The organism is Nitrospirota bacterium (assembly GCA_016194305.1).
Lineage (GTDB): Bacteria > Nitrospirota > Nitrospiria > JACQBW01 > JACQBW01 > JACQBW01.
Genome location: JACQBW010000005.1, coordinates 26,143 through 43,279, shown reverse-complemented (window position 1 = coordinate 43,279; position 17,137 = coordinate 26,143). Strand labels below are relative to the sequence as shown.

At 46.5% G+C, this 17,137-nt stretch carries 15 protein-coding genes; all 15 read left to right on the top strand.

The genetic code is table 11. The annotated features are described in order from the left end of the window. Positions 1-183 precede the first annotated feature (183 nt). The 15 genes from HY200_01680 (at position 184) to HY200_01610 (ending at position 17,077) form a co-directional block, all read left to right on the top strand. Positions 184-1,149 carry a hypothetical protein gene (locus HY200_01680; GenBank protein ID MBI3593647.1) on the top strand — a complete coding sequence of 322 codons (966 nt, stop codon included), beginning with the start codon at positions 184-186 and terminating at the stop codon, positions 1,147-1,149. A 123-nt stretch (positions 1,150-1,272) separates the two neighbouring features. Then, on the top strand, positions 1,273-3,249 hold the full coding sequence (locus tag HY200_01675) for a tetratricopeptide repeat protein (protein ID MBI3593646.1): 1,977 nt from the start codon (positions 1,273-1,275) through the stop codon (positions 3,247-3,249). A 54-nt stretch (positions 3,250-3,303) separates the two neighbouring features. Further along, positions 3,304-4,212 (top strand): hypothetical protein, encoded by a 909-nt coding sequence (locus HY200_01670; GenBank protein ID MBI3593645.1) that lies wholly within the window; start codon positions 3,304-3,306, stop codon positions 4,210-4,212. A gap of 45 nt (positions 4,213-4,257) precedes the next feature. Continuing rightward, complete coding sequence (locus tag HY200_01665) at positions 4,258-6,219, top strand: cytochrome C (GenBank protein ID MBI3593644.1); 1,962 nt, start codon at positions 4,258-4,260, stop codon at positions 6,217-6,219. Between the two features lie 318 nt (positions 6,220-6,537). Continuing rightward, a complete protein-coding gene (locus HY200_01660; GenBank protein ID MBI3593643.1) occupies positions 6,538-7,863 on the top strand; it encodes a hypothetical protein in 1,326 nt (441 codons plus the stop codon). 38 nt (positions 7,864-7,901) lie between these two features. Further along, complete coding sequence (locus HY200_01655) at positions 7,902-8,873, top strand: zinc ABC transporter substrate-binding protein (protein ID MBI3593642.1); 972 nt, start codon at positions 7,902-7,904, stop codon at positions 8,871-8,873. A gap of 72 nt (positions 8,874-8,945) precedes the next feature. Continuing rightward, a complete protein-coding gene (locus HY200_01650) occupies positions 8,946-9,905 on the top strand; it encodes a zinc ABC transporter substrate-binding protein (GenBank protein ID MBI3593641.1) in 960 nt (319 codons plus the stop codon). Between the two features lie 21 nt (positions 9,906-9,926). Next, positions 9,927-10,763, top strand: coding sequence for a metal ABC transporter ATP-binding protein (locus HY200_01645; GenBank protein MBI3593640.1), 837 nt, complete (start codon positions 9,927-9,929; stop codon positions 10,761-10,763). 3 nt (positions 10,764-10,766) lie between these two features. After that, positions 10,767-11,678, top strand: a complete 912-nt coding sequence (locus HY200_01640) for a metal ABC transporter permease (protein ID MBI3593639.1) — start codon at positions 10,767-10,769, stop codon at positions 11,676-11,678. Between the two features lie 51 nt (positions 11,679-11,729). Then, positions 11,730-12,698, top strand: coding sequence for a metal ABC transporter substrate-binding protein (locus tag HY200_01635; GenBank protein ID MBI3593638.1), 969 nt, complete (start codon positions 11,730-11,732; stop codon positions 12,696-12,698). Between the two features lie 106 nt (positions 12,699-12,804). Continuing rightward, positions 12,805-13,194, top strand: coding sequence for a hypothetical protein (locus tag HY200_01630; GenBank protein ID MBI3593637.1), 390 nt, complete (start codon positions 12,805-12,807; stop codon positions 13,192-13,194). Beyond that, positions 13,191-14,906 carry a Flp pilus assembly complex ATPase component TadA gene (gene tadA, locus HY200_01625; protein ID MBI3593636.1) on the top strand — a complete coding sequence of 572 codons (1,716 nt, stop codon included), beginning with the start codon at positions 13,191-13,193 and terminating at the stop codon, positions 14,904-14,906. The genes HY200_01630 and tadA overlap by 4 nt, the downstream gene beginning before the upstream one ends. A gap of 31 nt (positions 14,907-14,937) precedes the next feature. After that, positions 14,938-15,315 (top strand): response regulator, encoded by a 378-nt coding sequence (locus HY200_01620; GenBank protein ID MBI3593635.1) that lies wholly within the window; start codon positions 14,938-14,940, stop codon positions 15,313-15,315. Positions 15,316-15,357: 42 nt separating this feature from the next. Then, on the top strand, positions 15,358-15,831 hold the full coding sequence (locus HY200_01615) for a DUF2844 domain-containing protein (GenBank protein MBI3593634.1): 474 nt from the start codon (positions 15,358-15,360) through the stop codon (positions 15,829-15,831). A 4-nt stretch (positions 15,832-15,835) separates the two neighbouring features. After that, complete coding sequence (locus HY200_01610) at positions 15,836-17,077, top strand: DUF3443 family protein (GenBank protein MBI3593633.1); 1,242 nt, start codon at positions 15,836-15,838, stop codon at positions 17,075-17,077. Positions 17,078-17,137: the final 60 nt, after the last annotated feature.

The window sequence follows — 17,137 nt, the reverse complement described above, 5'->3', positions numbered from 1 at the left end:
TACCGTATGTACCATGACGACAGAATTGTTCAATTAAATTATCCTTTGTTTACAAACACTCCGAACTGCATGGACGTGTTTACACTCAGGCATTTTTATTGCATTTGAATTCAGGTGACTTGTTTTATCATTTTCAGACCAGGTCAGACTGAGACCTCGATAGACCTTACAGGAGGAGTTCAAATGACTACGGATTCAAAGGTTAATCGTCGAAGTTATCTTTCCAAAGTATGGATCTGCCTGGCAACAGGAATATTGTTCTTTTATTTCCCAATATCTGCCCAGGCTCAAACGACGCCTCGTCCCAACTTTAACCATGACTCCACCTCTTTTCAGCTTCAAGGGGCACACCGGATTCTGGACTGCAAGCAATGCCATTCCGGAGGAAGATATAAAGGGACCCCCCGCACCTGTGAGGAATGTCATAATGGACAGATCTCCTATGGTAAACCGGCTAGCCATCTCATGACCAATCAGAGCTGCATGTTCTGCCATAGCCAAAACGCCTGGATCCCTTCTACTTTTACGCACGACCCCTCGACAGCAGGCCAGTGTTCCAACTGTCACAATGGCCAGAAAGCCACGGGGAAACCTTCCAATCATGTCCCGACAACGAGCCAATGTGACACCTGCCATCGAACCACGGCTTGGGTGCCAGCGGGATTCAACCATGCAAATCTGATGGGCCAGCTCTGTTCCTCCTGTCATAAGATAGGAGGTCCGGGAATGCCTCCGCCCACGAATGCCACCCATAGCAATTTAGGAAGTCAGGATTGCAGTCAATGTCACAAGAGCACGAGCTCCTTTGCGGGTGCGGCATTTGACCATACCAATCTTGCCGGTCAGCAATGTAAAAGTTGTCATTTTTCCGGAAACTCCAGTGGGGCAATGGTACCCCCAACCACGGCAGGAAACCTGATTCACAATCCTCTTTCGAACATCATCACCGATTGTAACTCATGTCACACCAGTACCAAATCGGGTGGTTTTTCCAGCTATAAAATGGTCCATTCGGCGATTTTTAATTATTCATCGACCTGCCAGAACTGCCACAAAGCGGGAAATCCGATGGGTGCGGTCTATAAATCGAATCATAACGTCGGCCTGGTTTGTGGAAATTGCCATAGTACCTCCACTTTTTCTAAATAAAGTATGGTTGAGAAAGGGTATGAATTGATTAACAAAGGTTTGATTTTTTCCGTCGTTTTTTTTTTACTGAGCGGCTGTTCATGGGGACCGTCGTTCCTGAATCTAAGGGGCCATTCGGATGAAATGGCTAACGCGATTCGTTTTTATGAGCAATCGGACTTCGTCAAAGCCAAAAAACTGTTTTTGCATCTGATTGAAACGCGAATTGGTTCTCCGGAAATTGAAGATGCGCAGTGGTACCTGGTTCTGATCAGCGAGAAATCAGACAAACCGAATATCATTCGGCAGAAAATCAGATTATTTGTAAAAAGTTATCCCGGCAGTTCTCACAAGAAAGCGGCGGAGGGCAAATTAGTCCTTCTTGATCAGAAGTTGCCATCTAGTTCGGTCACTTCTGGCGCCGCCAGTTCCGTCCAGGCACATCCATCCCCTAAAGATCAATCTGATGAACTGGCCAAAGCAATCCAGCTCTTTCAGCAAGAAGAGTATAATCAGGCGAAATCGCTCTTTTATCGCCTGATTCAAAGCGGCAATGGTACGTCATCTGTGGAAGAAGCGTATTGGTATCTTGCTTTGATCAGCGAAAAGACGGAGAAGCCGGCTCTAGCCCTGGAAAGTTTCAAGCGCTTTTTGAAAAGTTTCCCCGCTTCACTTCATAAAAAAGATGCGGAAGAAAAGAGCCAGCTCCTGGCAAAATCGGGTACGGCAACCGGGGATCTTAAAGGGAAGGAAGGCGCGGAGAAGAAAGAAACCCCGGCAAAGCGGGTTCCGGTTCGAACAGGTCCGGACAGAATCTCCGGCTCACTCATTACCGAATATCTTTACGATTATGCCCTCGCAGGTGTTCCTGAAGGGATGTCTTCGAATACCCAGAGCCGCCTGAGCGAATTTCTGGATTTCAGATGGCGGAAGGGATCCGGTCCCGATCTCCGTTTCAACTTTTCCGGGATGAACGCAAACGACTTTTTGGTCAATCGAAATGACCGGACCCGACTCAATAAGTTATATCTTGAAGGGAATAATGTCGGCTGGTTTTCGAATTTCCGTTTGGGAAGACAGCCGAGCTCCGGAAGTACGTTATTTAACCGGTTTGACGGATTGTCTTTTGGTCTTCCGGTTTCTTCCGTGACCTGGACGAACAGCGTCGGAGCTCCAGTCGATATTTTTGCGACCGATACGCTCGCGATTGAATCCGAGCGAAAATTCTATGAAAGCTATTTATCGGTGGTCGACTATTATCATATCACGGGTAAGATCTACTTTACTCAGGAGTATTTTCAAGAATTTTCAACCCGAAGAGCCGTTGGTCTCAATGCATTCTGGATGTATGAAAACTTTAATTTGACGACGCTCCTCGATCGGGATATCGATTTCAATAAAATAAATGATGCCATGGTTAATTTCGACTATACCCGGTCCATCTTTCACTATTCCGGTCTGGTGGAGTACCGGAGAAATCCTTTTCTGGATTTCAACACGGCGCTTGCAGACCCGGCAAATTTCCTCGCGACTCCTCCTATTACGACGATGGATGATCTGATCGCAACCAAGTCGCGGGAGGAAATTATGGCCAGCGCCCTGGCTGCGACGCAAACGACGCTCGATTACAGTCTTGGACTTTCGATCGACCTCTCCCTTATCTGGCGAGTCGATTTCAGGTATGGGAAGACATTTTATAATCCAACCGATCTCGCAAGCCATATGATCACTTTTCCCATGGTCGATTCGGAGAAGATTGCAGACCGCTATTCGGCGTTTATTTTGGAGAGGAATTATTTCAATCAGAACGAGATTATTTCTACCCTTTTTCTCTATTCTCCCGGGACGGACTCCACGAATACTTCCATCGTCGCCAATATGCTTCGAATTTGGCCCAGTGGTTTCCAGGGGGGGCTTAGATTTCGATATGAAAACACCGTTTTCAATCTGTCAGCGGGGAGCTCCTTAACCCGGTATGTTCCGGGGTTTGTGATGAGATATTCGTTAAAGAATGGTGTGGAAGCGAGTCTGGAAGGGGATTATTTGATGGAAGACAATAGCTTCTCCTCGGGTTGGAACAATACCATCCAGACCCGCACCAGCGTCTCAATTCCGTTTTAATTCATTTTAAGAACTGCCCGGATCTTGACAAGTCAGAACAGAAAGGATTTATTAATGCAGATTAATATCGCCCAGCCGAAAGCGTATCAGAATATGCCAGCCAAGGAAAACTCGGCTCCTCCAAAAAATAGAGCGGATGCTGTTTCCAAAGAGTTCAATCCGATGAAATGGGCCAAATGGATCATGTTAATACTGGGACTCTCTGCGGCCGTCGGGGTTCCCATTTATATGGCGATATTTCCCTACAAAGTCGGCGATGACTTTTCCCGGCTGATCGGAATTATTGGTTCAGCCATGATGTTTGTCGGGGCCTCTTTTTATGTGATCCGGAAAAAGGTCAGAAGATTAAGTCATTTTGGAAAAATCAAGGATTGGCTCGACATTCATATCTTATTCTGTCTTTTTGGTCCGATGTTGATCGTATACCACAGCGGTTTTACGGTCACCGCGACCAATTCGGCCATTGCCTACTATTCGATGATGATCGTGGTGGGGAGCGGCATTGTGGGGCGTTATATTTACCGACATTTCCAATTCTCCCTTTCTGGAGAAAGAGCGACGTTAAGGGAAATGAACGAAGAGATCAGCCAGCTCAGTGAAAAGATAAAAACCCAGTTCTCCGATTCCCAGAAAACTTTGGACAGTATCAACCGGTTCTTTGGTTTAAGAGAGAGCAAGTCTTCTGCAGGACTTTTAAAATCTCTTTACCTGATGATCAAGATCGATTTACTGGAAAAAAAGGTCAAAAAAGAGGTGATTAAATATTTAAAGGAGAGAAAGTACCATGTTTTGGAAGGATCGCTTGAAGAGATGGTCATTAAACTCATCTCTCTGGAAAAACATGTGACCGTTCTCGAGTCGGCGGCGAAGCTCTTCTCGATCTGGCACAAACTCCATGTTCCTTTTATATGGATTCTGATTGTCACTTTTATTATCCATATTGCTGCAGTTATGATATTCTAGGTCCTGCCCTACCCCATAAAAACTAAAGGCCCATTTAAGAAACATTTGAAGAAACAGCTTCTATTTCTATCCATTCTCGTTCTTTTCTTATTGACTCCGTCCAAAGTCCACTCATTTGACCTCCTCAAAGGGGTCATGCCGGGCGAAGTTGCCTCTCTCCATCAGAAGATTGAAGGAAACTGTCTGGAATGCCACACCATCGGCCAGAAATTCTTTTTTGACAAATGCCTCGTCTGCCACAAAGAGGCAAAACGAGATGTCGACCAGAAGAGAGGATTTCATGGAAAAATCGATGCCACCAAATGCGAAATCTGCCACAGCGACCACAAAGGGAGAGTCTTTGAACTGGTCGATCTGAAAAAAGATGAGTTTGATCATCGTAAAACGGAATTTGATCTCGAAGGGAAACATCAAAAGGCAGACTGCGATAAATGCCACAAAAAGCCGAAATACCGTGAAACACAGAAAGAGTGCTCTCCCTGTCATATTAAGGATGACTACCATAAAGAGGCGCTCGGAAAGAACTGCAAGGAGTGCCACAACGCGAAAAGCTGGAAAGAGGCGAAATTTGATCACGCAACGACCCATTTTCCCCTGATCGGGCGACATGTCACCGGAAAACAGGGTCCTGTCGTCTGTGAAAAATGCCATACCGCTCAAAATTTTACCAAAACGCCCAAAGAGTGTTTTTCATGTCATGAAAAAGAAGACAAACATAAAGGGTCATTGGGAAAAGTATGTGAAAGTTGCCATACAGCTCGGGAATGGAAAGAGATCAAATTCGACCATTCCAAAACCGATTTTCCGCTCGTGGGTAAGCACGAAGAAGCCAAATGCGAAAAATGCCATCAACCCCAGAAGAAATTTAAAGAGACCCCCAAGGCCTGTTTCAGCTGTCATCAGAAAGAGGACAAGCACAAAGGATCATTGGGCAAGAATTGTGAAACCTGCCATACCGCCCGGGAATGGAAAGAAATTAAATTCGACCATAACAAGACAGACTTTAAGCTTGAAGGCAAACATATCGATACGAAATGCGAAAAATGCCATCTTCCTCTTAAAAAAGTCAAGGAAGCGCCCAAGACCTGTATCGGTTGCCATTTAAAAGAGGATAAACATAAAGGAAACCTCGGCAAGGATTGTGAGACCTGCCATACCGCAAAAACGTGGAAGGAACAAAACTTTGACCACAATAAATTTGAGTACAAATTAGTCGGAACCCATCAAAAGGTCGAATGTATCAAATGCCACCAGACTCCCCAGCTTAAACAGACACCGAAACTCTGTTACGACTGCCATAAGAAAGATGATTACCATAAAGAAAAATTGGGGCCGAAATGCGATCGCTGTCATCAGATTGTGCCCAAGTGGAAGGAGATTAGATTTGACCATTCCACGACAAAATATCCCTTGGTTGGGAAGCATATTCCGGTACTCTGCAGTAAATGCCATGCGAATGAGAAATATAAGATTTCCATCGATTGTATTTCTTGCCACCAAAAAGATGATAAGCATCGGGGAAAGCTGGGTGAATCCTGTGCGCGATGCCATACGGAAAATTCCTGGAAAGAGATCGACAAATTCAATCACAAAAAGACCAATTTCCCTCTCGAAGGGAAACATATCGAGACCAAATGCGCGCTTTGCCACAAAACCCAGCTCTTTAAAGATGCGCCCAGGCTCTGTATCGATTGTCACAAGAAAGATGACGAGCACAAAGGGTTATTCGGGAAGAAATGCGAAGCCTGCCATACGGCAAAGACCTGGGAAAGAGAAGATTTTAATCATTTCAAAGAGACCGGGTATCCGCTTCTTGATAAACATAGAAATGTGAAATGCCCCGAATGCCATACCCAGACCATGTTTGTGGCAAAAACCTCCAGAATGTGTGTCAGCTGTCATCGGAGAGATGATATTCATGACGGAGAATTGGGCCAGCGATGTGAAATCTGTCACAGTGAAATCGATTTTAAGGTGATTAAAAAAGACTCTTCTCTGACGCGATAACTTTTGAGATAAATGATTCGGTGATATTATCGTTGACTTTTAAAACAAGAAATGATTAACTGAACTCAACATTAAATTGTGATTGAAGTCACAAAGTTCATCTGTCAGACCAGAGTCAGTTTCAAAACAGCAGACCACGAAGGTTAAGAGGATTCTCATCGACTAAGAGGAGATCCGCGGTATTCGTGGTTTTTTTTTGCAAAAAATAGATTGAATGGTAAGGCCATGAAGGTCGAGATGGGATCAATCCCAACTCCGCATCATGGCCTTTTTTGCGAGAGACGGGATTATTAAGTTTTATTAGTCAGGGAGGAATGCATGATGTTTTCAATTAGAAAATTTTTTCTTTATGTGGGGTTAGGGACTATTTCCCTCATGCCGGTTCTTGCTTGGGCCCCTCCGGCAGAAGCCCATGTCAAAGGGGTGACTTTGAGCCAGTATGGCCTGATTGATATGTCTCTCAACATCAATTTGATGTATGCCAATATGACTCACTATGCGGAAGGATATAACCAGGATGTGGTGGGCGGCTCCATTCCGCGCGGATTTACGTTAAAGAGCGCGGATCTTTCTTTTTCCGCGGAACTATTCCAATTTCCCGCGAAATTCGCTCTCTTTATCACCGGAGCGGAATCCGGTTCCTCCATTGAAGAGTCCTTTGTTTATTTCCATAAAATGCCTTTTAATCTGGCGTTAAAAGCGGGTATTTTCAGATCGAATATTGGAAAGATCAATCCGGTTCACGACCATGAATGGAATTTTGCCACCCCTCCGATCATTACCAATATCATGCTGGGGGAAGACGGAATTCACAAGCTGGGAATGGAATTAACCTGGCAGCCGCCCATCGAGACTTTCGTAGAATTTTCATTGGACGTTCAGAATGCTCAATTGCAGGGTGATTTTGGAAATGTGAATCGTTTTTCCACCTTTGTGAGACCGATCGACACAAGAAATAATGCAGCGGATGACGCGGGTACGGATACCAATCAATTTGTCATAATTCCGAAGATCTCATCGGTGATCGGGATTAACGATGCGATGACCTGGGAACCTGGAATTTCCGGGGCATTTGGAAATAATAAGAATGCAGACATGATTGCAGCATCAGGCTGTACGGAATGCAATCCGGACGATAAGACCACGTTAATCGACCTGGAATCGACGCTCTTTTGGAAACCGCCTACTTCGCCGATATTCCCGAATGTCCGATGGACAATTGAAGGTATCCTCGCCAAGCGGGATCACCCGATCATCAATCAAAAGGATCTCAACAATTATGGGATGCTCACTTCGACCGCACTTCCTGGCAAAAGCGATACCCTATGGGGTGCGTATACTGAAGCAAGTTATCGTTATGCTTACCGACATGAATTGGCGGCTCGGTTAGATTATGTCGCCCCGTCCAGTCAGGATTATGTGGATCCCGCTTCTTCCCAGATCATTGGAAAGCAGGAAGATTCCCGTGTTCGATATGCTGCGGCGTATCGGTATTATGTCAGTCCCGTAGCCCGATGGACCTTTGAGTATGACCATTTGAATGCGAGCGGTTTACAACAGGATAGCGATATTTTGATCGTTCAGTTAAATATGGGATTGGGTACGGTAACCCCCGGAGTCGGTAAGTTTCTGACCTTATTCTAAATTGAATATCATCAAGAATTTTATTTAAGGAGATATCCATGTTTAATATCACTGGTTTAATCAAAAAAGGGCTGACACTCGGTGTCATCGCCATTTCAATAGCGGGAATGAATATTTCTTCAGAAGCTAAACCGTTTGTGGTCGGAACGACGGAACACGAAGCTCTCCTGGCGAAAGAAATCGGTGGCGGCCTGATCGACGTACGGTCACTGGTTAGCGCAGAAGAAGATCCACATTTTGTGGAGCCGAACAAAACAATGGTTCCGATCTTAAACAAGGCGGATCTTCTGTTGGTGAACGGGCAGGACATTGAGGTCGGCTGGCTGGGATTTCTTTTGGTCGATACCCGGAATGGGAAAATTATGAGGGATCAGGACAACTATATCAATCTCTCGGAAGAGGCAACGATACTCCCTTATGCTGCGGAAGAGTTGAGACAGACTAAATTCTATACCGTCATCCTCGGCATGGGGCTGGGGAAGACGGTGGGTAACCACCATTACTGGCTTGATCCGGCCAATGAGATTCCGATGATCAACAATATTAAGAAAGGTCTGATCAGCGTGGATCCCTCCAATTCAAAGACCTATGAGTCCAACGCCCAGGGATTGATTAACCGCTTGGAAGAAAAAATCAAGGAATGGGATGCCAAAATGGTTCCTTTTAAAGGGAAAAAAATCATCTCCTACCATCGGGACTGGACTTATCTCGCCCATCGCCATGGTCTGTCCATTGTCGGATACGTGGAACCGAGAGAGATGACCCGGCCGGCCGAGGGGGATTTGAACAATCTGGCTAACCGGAGTCAAAATAAAGGGGTTTCGGCAATCTTGATGTCCGAGAATCAGAAACCTCCCTATGTCGATATCGAGGCGGTGAAAAATCTGGCATTAAAAATCCATTCTAAAATTGTAGTGCTCCCGGACAGTTTGAGTGAGTCCGGAAAGCAAACCGATATCGTCGCCTTTTTTGACCGGATATATGACGAATTGGCTTCTGCGCTTAAATAATGTCCGACGCAAGCCCCTACTATTAGAGTTGACCTTTGTTCACTAATCGGGCATGATTAAATTTAACCTAAAATGATGAAAAAACGCAGTTTAAACCTATTTTTATTCATTATTTTACTGACGAGTCTTGCCCGGGAAGTTCAGGCCAAAATGCTTGTTCTGGCGACCTTTGAGCATTGGGCAGACCTGGCTCATCAGATTGGCGGCGACAAGATCGAGTCTCGTTTTCTGGGAAAGGGTTATCAGAATCCGCATGAAATTCCATCGACCCCGGCCTTTGTTCCCCTGCTAAACAAAGCCGATCTTTTGCTGGTCAATGGCCAGGAACTGGAATTGAACTGGCTTCCCCAGGCACTGATCCTCTGCCGGAATCAAAGAATTCAGAAAGGCGAGCATGGTTATGTCGACGTCTCGAAAGAGGTCCCTCTCCTCGAATATGACGCGGACGACTTAAAGGATTCCCCTTTTGCCCGTCTCCTGGTCTTGTTAAGCGCCGGGAAAATCGGGAATCATCATTACTGGATGGAACCTTCCAACAATTTGATTATGGCAAAGAATATTGAACAGGCTCTGGAAGAGTCCGATCCCGGGAATGCGCCTTTTTACCAGGCAAATTTGAAGACATTTTCGGATAAACTGACTCAAAAGATTAAAGAATGGGATGAAATGATGGCCCCTTACCGGGGAGAGAAAATAGTCAGTTATCACCGGAGCTGGACCTATCTTTCCGAACGCTATCATTGGAAGATAGAAGATTATGTCGAACCGCATGAAACGATCCCGCCTAGCGCCTCCTACATGGCAGCGCTGGTCGAAAAAATGAAGAAAGACCATGTCAAAATTATATTGATGGAAAACTACCAGAATCTCCAGATCGCAAGATCCATCGGAGAGCGGGCTCATGCGGAAATCGTCAATGTTCCCTCTTCGGTCAGTAAAGAGCTCGGCGTACCGGATGTATTTGCTCTCTTTGACAAGATTTTTGGAGAGTTTTCAAAAGCATTTAAAAACGCGAATCATGGAGATAGTTGATTCCTAAAAGTGAACTAAGCAATGACTGCGCAGATACACCTTAAAAATTTATCCATTGGCTACCACAAAAAGTCTCTGCTGTCCGGAATTTCGTTGGAAATCAAGGATGGCGATTTCTGGGGAATTGTCGGTCCAAATGGTGCCGGAAAGACCACATTTATCAAGACCATTCTCGGATCGGTGCCGCCGATCGACGGAACCATTGAGAAGAGTCCGGATCTGATCGTCGGTTATGTTCCCCAGCGGGGAACGTTAGACGATATTTTCCCTCTGACGGCGCTCGATGTTGTTCTGATGGGGCGCTACTCCAAAATTGGACTCTTCAAAAGGGTAGGGCCAAAAGACCGGCAGATTGCATCAGATCTTCTTGAAAAAGTCGGCATTCCGCAGTTGGCCAGAAAACCGTTCCGGGAGCTTTCGGGAGGGCAGAAACAGCGGGTTCTCATCGCCAGGGGGCTTGCAACGGACCCCAACATTCTCATTCTGGATGAGCCAACCGATGCGATGGATATCGAAGGGGAAAGTAATATCATGAAGTTGATCATGTCGCTGCATGAAGAATCGAATATTACCATCTTGATGATTACCCATATTTTGAATCTGATTGCGAATTATGCCAAGAATTTGATTATTATCCATGGCGATGGAATTTTTGAATCAGGGGACACAGAAGGTCTACTGACAGATGAAAATCTGAAAAAGATCTATAAAATTGATCTCGATGTCCACAATCTTCATGGGCAAAAATATGTCGTGGTACATAGCCACGAAGTCAAACATAGCCATGCCCACCAAAACCACTCTCACCCCCATCCCCACCCGCAGCGTCCCGCACCGGTTAAAAAGAGGCCTTATTAACTAATGGACTGGCTTCGTCATATTCCGCTTCTCTCCAGAATTCTTCTCGTCGAAAGCAATGGCATGAGCTTCCTCGATGCGATGCCGCTCCTTTATAGCGGCATTCTGGCCTGTACGCTGGCGGCTCTGGTGAGTTCATTTCTCGGGGTGTTCATTGTTCTCAAGCGGATCGTCTTCGTCAGTGCCGCACTGTCGCAAGTTTCCGCCTTGGGAATTGCGATCTCCATCGTCATGGGACTCTTTTTCGGAGTACATTTTACCGAGGGAGAACAGAGCGGATTTCTTTCAGTTCCTGCGTTGGTATCGTTTCTTTTTGCAGTGGTCGCCGCGCTCCTGTTGGCCATTCAGGTCGGGGAAAGGAAGATTACACGGGAATCCATTGTCGGGATCAGCTATGTCCTGCCTGCGGGTCTCGTCCTGCTGATCCTCGACAAGGTCGCTGTGGAGACTCATGAAATCGATAATATTTTATTCGGAAACGCGGTTTTTGTTTCCGATAAACAGCTGTTTCTTTTGGCAGGGGCTTCATTGTTGATCTTTGCGATTCATGCCTTGCTCCATAAGGAATTTCTCTTTTCCTCTTTCGATGCCGAGTCCGCCAGGGCAATGGGTATCAAAGCGGTCGCGTTCAATCAGCTGCTCTACTTTACATTTGCTCTGGCGATTTCAATATCCATCAGTGCAATCGGTGCCTTGCCGGTCTTTTCATTTATGGTGATACCGGCGACTTCGGCCCTTTTGGTTTCTGACCACATCAAGCGGGTTTTTGTTCTGGCCACGATATTTGGCCTTTTGTCAGCGTTATTCGGGTTTTATTTTTCTTTTGTCTACTCTCTGCCAACCGGATCAGCCATGTTGACCGTTTCTTCCTTCTTCCTGCTGCCAGGTCTTCTCAGGCGGTATTTTATTAAATAGGCGAATTTCAAGAAACAAACATAATGAAAGAAATCGTTTTGGAGTCCATTGATGGCGAAGGATAAAAATCGTCTGGTCGTAAAGTTATTTTCCCTTTTTTTTCTGTCGGTCTTGAGCTATCAAGGCCTGGCGGAAGGTAAAATTTTAGTCATGGCGACCACGGAACATGAGGCTCTTTTGGCGAAAGAGGTCGGGGGCGAGTTCATTGACGCGCGCTGGATTGTCGGCGCCGATATTGATCCTCATAGCGTCGAACCCGATCTCAGCCATCTTCCATGGCTTGAGCAGGCGGATCTCTTCTTTGTCAATGGGGAACAGCTTGAAGCAGGCTGGTTAGGTCCCTTGATTAAGGAGGTCAAGAACAAGAAAATCCAGCAGGGAGCGGGAGGGTATATTACCCTTTCTCACGGGGTGGTTCTCTTGCCTTATCCGGATCAGGAACTTGCCGGAAGTCGATTTCAGGAACTCCTGTTAAAAAACGGCTTAAATCAAAATGTGAAGAATCACCACTATTGGCTGGACCCCGCCAATACGATACCGATGATTGAACAGATCAAGAATGCTTTTATCCGGGTGGACCCCGCCAATTCCAAAATCTATGACTCGACCGCAGAAGGATTGATCTCACGGTTAAAAAACAAGATCAAGGAGTGGGACGACAGTATGGCCCCTTTCAGGGGAAAAAAGATCATTGCCTACCACCGAAGCTGGAACTATCTGGCCCTAAGGCATGGGTTGGAAATCGTCAGTTACATTGAACCCAAAGAGATGAATCGGCCCGATGAAGCGCGTTTTAAAGAATTGGCCCGGCGATTTAAAGATCAACGCGTCGCATTGGTACTCATTTCGGCTACGGAGCGCCCTCCTTTTGTCGATTTCGATCGGGTAACGGACCTGGCGGTGAGACTCCATGCGCATACCGTCATTCTTTCTGAATCAATGAATCCATCCAGTAGGCGGGGAGACATTATCTCCTATTTTGACGCCATGTATCACAGTCTGACTTCCGTTTTAAAATAACGACTTTCGTCATCCATTCTCAGTATTCCGGAATTTGACAAATCAAGGTCCTTTGTTATCCTTAGAGAGATCTCCCTTATTCACATTTTTAGCGGAAAGCCTCGTTATGATTACCTGCGCACAATGTAATGCCTCTAATCTGGAAAGCCGTCATTTCTGCGGCCAGTGTGGAATAAAAATGGTTTTTTCCTGTCCACAGTGCCATTTTATCAATCTCTCGGGCGACCATTATTGTGGAAGCTGCGGGAGTTCGTTTGCCGTCCGTCCATCGCCCAAAGAGTTTTTGAAGGAAACCGATTCTTCTTCAGAAAATTCCGCTTCCCAGGTTAAGAAAACCTCTTCGTATTCCTCCAGTAAAGCGATCCAGGAATTTCTCAACAGCGAAAAAATCTCGAAGGGGAAGAGAAAACCGTCCAGAGACGAAAAGAAGCAGGTCAGTCAGGACGAGATTGAGCGCCTGATTCATGAAAGTCTAAAAGAAGGCAAAGAGTCGTGAAGGTCGCTAGAGCGGTTGAACAAAAGCTGGGCAAAATTCTGATCGACAAAAAAATTATTACCGAAGCAGATTTAAACCATTCTCTCGAGGAACAGGCCAAAAGCGGAGATCCGTCCAGACCGATCGGGTCGTTCTTGATTGATCTGGGATTTGCATCTGAGAAAGATGTCACGGAAGCGTTAGGTGTCCAGTTTAATATGGCCGTCGTCGATCTGGATGATGTGACCATTTCGAAAGAGTTGATCAAGATCATTCCGGAGAGCGTGGCCACCAAATTTTTGTTTCTTCCCCTGTTTTTATTTGAAAAGGAGCTGACCATCGCCCTGGCCGATCCGACTTCGCTGGATACGCTGACCGCCCTGGGGCTGGATAACAAGTACAAGATCCAGACGGTTCTGGCGTTAAGGTCCCAGCTGGAAAAATTTATCGAATTAAACTATACCGAAGGACCGAGATCGATTTCGGTTGAAACGGATCTCCAGGAAAACGGCGCGTCTGAAGGAACTGCCGGGTATGTCGAAAAGTTAAAAAAGGCGGGCAAAGAGACTCCGATCATTAAATTGGTCGACAAAATCCTGATGGAAGCGGTTGAAGAAGGCGCGAGCGACATTCATGTCGAGCCGGCCGAAACCAAACTGATGATTCGATATCGGATTGATGGCGTTCTCAAAGAACAGGCCTCTTTTGTGATGAGTCTTCATCCGGCAGTGGTCTCCCGGTTTAAAATTTTGTCGAATCTCGATATTTCGGAGAGACAAAAGCCCCAGGACGGGAGAATCCAGTTTTTTCACCAGAAGAAAGAGATCGATTTGAGAGTCTCGACGCTGCCGACCCATTTCGGTGAAAAAATCGTCCTCCGGTTACTGGACCGTTCAAAAATTCAGGTCAAGCTCGAAGATCTCGGATTTTCGGAGGATAATTATGACCGGCTGTCCCAGATTATCTTTCAGCCGCATGGCATTGTGCTGGTTACCGGACCGACCGGGAGTGGAAAAAGCACGACCTTATATGCGATACTCAATACGATTCGATCGATCGAGAAAAATATCATTACGGTTGAAGATCCGGTTGAATATCAGCTTGCTTTAGTCAACCAGGTTCAGGTCAATTTAAAGAAAGACCTGACCTTTGCGACGGCCCTGCGTGCGATTTTGAGGCAGGATCCGGACGTGATCATGATCGGCGAAATCCGGGATACCGTAACGGGTCAAATCGCAACCGAATCAGCTCTGACGGGACATCTGGTGTTTAGCACCCTCCACACCAATGACGCCCTCTCGTCCATTACCCGTCTGGTGGATATGGGGATTGAGCCGTTTCTACTCGCTCCGTCGATTCTCGGCGTGGTTGCCCAGCGTCTGGTCCGGAAGATTTGCCAGGAATGCAAAGAATCGTATCGACCCAAAACGGCCGAACTAGCGCGGTTTGGACTGGAGGACCTGGAAACGGAAGGAGTCCTCTTTTATAAGGGAAAAGGGTGTAGTCAGTGTAAGAAGAAAGGATATAAGGGAAGAATCGGTATACATGAAGTTCTGCTCATAGACGAACAGCTGAGAGAATTAATCATTGAAGGGGCTTCCATCGAAACCATGAAGGAAGCGGCCTTTCAGAACCGTTTTGCCGAGATGAGAGTGGACGGCATCAAAAAAATCTTGTCGGGCTTAACCACTTCGGAAGAGGTCCTCCGCGCCACCCGATCCGAAATTACTTAGACGAACAGGAAAAAAGGAGAAGTTCTTAAGCATGGCCGAAAAAAAGAAAGGCAAGAAATCGATTTTGATCGTGGACGATTCGAGCGCGTTAAGAAACCACCTCAAAAAGATATTGGAAGGACTCGGATTCGAAGTGGCAGGCATGGCAGAAAACGGGATAATGGCCATTACCAAATACAAAGAGACCAAACCGGATATCGTCATGATCGATATGATCATGCCGCAACTGGGGGGACTGGAATGTTTAAGGCTCCTCAAACAGGTTGATCCGGCAGTGGCCGCTATCATGGTCAGTTCAGTCTCTTCTCAGGAGACGGTCCTTTCTTGTCTGAAGGAAGGTGCGAAACATTACATATTAAAACCCTACGACGAAGAAAAAATCAAGCAGGTCATGGAGACTTTCTCCTAAATTCAACAGTTTTTGTCAGCCACCTTCAACCCTTAAATAAAAATGCCTATCAGACCCAAGATCCTCGGTTTTTCAATTTTAGTCAGTCTCCTGGGGCTTGCGGCAGTTCCTGCCCTGGCGGTATTGGGAGAAGACCAAAATAGCATTGAATCGGATCGTCAAAGGCTCTCTGGCGAGAGAAAACCCGCAAGAGAGAAAAACGGGTACAGGCTGGAGACACTCAAAAGCCCCTCGATGACCCTGGAAGAATATGTTGATTCGAACGGGACGATCTTTGCAGTAACCTGGAAGGGAGCGGGTTTTCCTGATTTCGAGAAGCTGTTTGGAAAATATTTTGAAGAATTTCAAAAAGGATGGGTCGAACGAAGAAAAGACAATCGTTTAAGGCGCGTTCCGATTGTCATGAAGACAGATCATCTTGTGGTCGAAACCGGTGGAAGGAGAAGGTCGCTCATGGGAAGAGCCTTCGTCCCCTCGCTTTTCCCGACCGGTGTCACTGAAAAGGAGATCCGGTAGTTCGATGAAACGTGGGCTCACCTGGGGAGCGGTTGTCTGGTTTGCAGTCAGCTGCGGGAGCGGATCTAATACCAATCTCCCTTCGTTCGGACCCCAGGGTCCCAATGTTTTGAGCGTGACAGCGGGGGGAAGCGGTCTTTGCGCCGGACAGGGCTCCGTTCCGGACGCCCCTTGCGTTAGTATAAAAATTTGCCAGCCGGGCACCTCCATCTGTCAGATGATCCCGGATATCCTTGTCGATACCGGCTCGATCGGATTAAGAATTTTCAAGAGTAAAATTCCTCCTTCAATTACGCTCCCTTATACTTACGACTCATCTGGACGGAATGTTGCACAATGCGCGCTTTTTGGCGATGGCTCCGCTCTCTGGGGACCGGTTCAAATTACGGATGTCATTCTGGGCGGGGAACCGGCGGTAACCGTACCCATTCAGGTCATCGATTCAACTTTTTTCAATAGCGCCATTCCAAACACCCAATGCGGAACCAGCTTTGTGACATTAATCACCTCTCCTGGCGCTCAGCAAAATCAATTGGCGGCTAACGGAATCCTGGGACTGGATTTCTTTCCTTTCGATGCCGGCATTTATTATTCCTGTTCGACAGGGAACAACAGTTGTGCGGCCTTTAATTCGGGTCCTGTCTACTCGACCATTCCATCTTCTCCGGTTTGGAATCCCGTATTTCTCCTTCCGACTGATTCTAACGGTATCGCTCTCATGTTCCCGCAGGTGGCGGATAATGGGGCTCCCTATTTGACCGGCGCCCTCGTTCTCGGTATTGGAACGGAGACCAACAACGGGGTTGCCTCGGGAGCGTTGCGCTATCCCGTCGATCCAAATTACGGTTATCTGGACACGACCTACGCTGATTATGGAACGACCAGTACTAACCAATATTCGGCGTATATCGACAGCGGAACCAACGGATTTATGGTTCCAGATTCCGTGATCCCGCACTGTATCGTCAATAGTGTCCCGAACGGATTCTTTTGCCCTACGACAACCCTTTCCCTGACAGCGATCAATTTGGCTTCAGGTAATATTCCGCAACTCATCTCCTTCAAAATGGGCAACGAGTTGAATCTGTTTAGTACCAATAATCTGGTTTTCAATAACCTCGGCATTGTGTCGACCCCTTCCTTTGGATTTATCTGGGGATTTCCCTTTTTCCTGGGACGGACCGTCTATTTTGGCTATCAAGGACAGTCCACCCCTCTGGGAACCGGTCCCTTTTACGCCTATTAGGTCAATCATTTGGCCTGAAAATATTTGACAAAGTGGCGCTTCATACCTGACAATTATTGG

Bases quoted from the DNA above. Each gene is read 5' to 3' on its own strand.
- HY200_01630 (MBI3593637.1), top strand. From the start codon at position 12,805: ATGATTACCTGCGCACAATGTAATGCCTCTAATCTGGAAAGCCGTCAT.
- HY200_01645 (MBI3593640.1), top strand. From the start codon at position 9,927: ATGACTGCGCAGATACACCTTAAAAATTTATCCATTGGCTACCACAAA.
- HY200_01675 (MBI3593646.1), top strand. From the start codon at position 1,273: ATGGCTAACGCGATTCGTTTTTATGAGCAATCGGACTTCGTCAAAGCC.
- HY200_01635 (MBI3593638.1), top strand. From the start codon at position 11,730: ATGGCGAAGGATAAAAATCGTCTGGTCGTAAAGTTATTTTCCCTTTTT.
- HY200_01620 (MBI3593635.1), top strand. From the start codon at position 14,938: ATGGCCGAAAAAAAGAAAGGCAAGAAATCGATTTTGATCGTGGACGAT.
- HY200_01615 (MBI3593634.1), top strand. From the start codon at position 15,358: ATGCCTATCAGACCCAAGATCCTCGGTTTTTCAATTTTAGTCAGTCTC.
- HY200_01650 (MBI3593641.1), top strand. From the start codon at position 8,946: ATGATGAAAAAACGCAGTTTAAACCTATTTTTATTCATTATTTTACTG.
- HY200_01680 (MBI3593647.1), top strand. From the start codon at position 184: ATGACTACGGATTCAAAGGTTAATCGTCGAAGTTATCTTTCCAAAGTA.
- HY200_01655 (MBI3593642.1), top strand. From the start codon at position 7,902: ATGTTTAATATCACTGGTTTAATCAAAAAAGGGCTGACACTCGGTGTC.
- HY200_01660 (MBI3593643.1), top strand. From the start codon at position 6,538: ATGATGTTTTCAATTAGAAAATTTTTTCTTTATGTGGGGTTAGGGACT.
- HY200_01610 (MBI3593633.1), top strand. From the start codon at position 15,836: ATGAAACGTGGGCTCACCTGGGGAGCGGTTGTCTGGTTTGCAGTCAGC.
- HY200_01640 (MBI3593639.1), top strand. From the start codon at position 10,767: ATGGACTGGCTTCGTCATATTCCGCTTCTCTCCAGAATTCTTCTCGTC.
- HY200_01670 (MBI3593645.1), top strand. From the start codon at position 3,304: ATGCAGATTAATATCGCCCAGCCGAAAGCGTATCAGAATATGCCAGCC.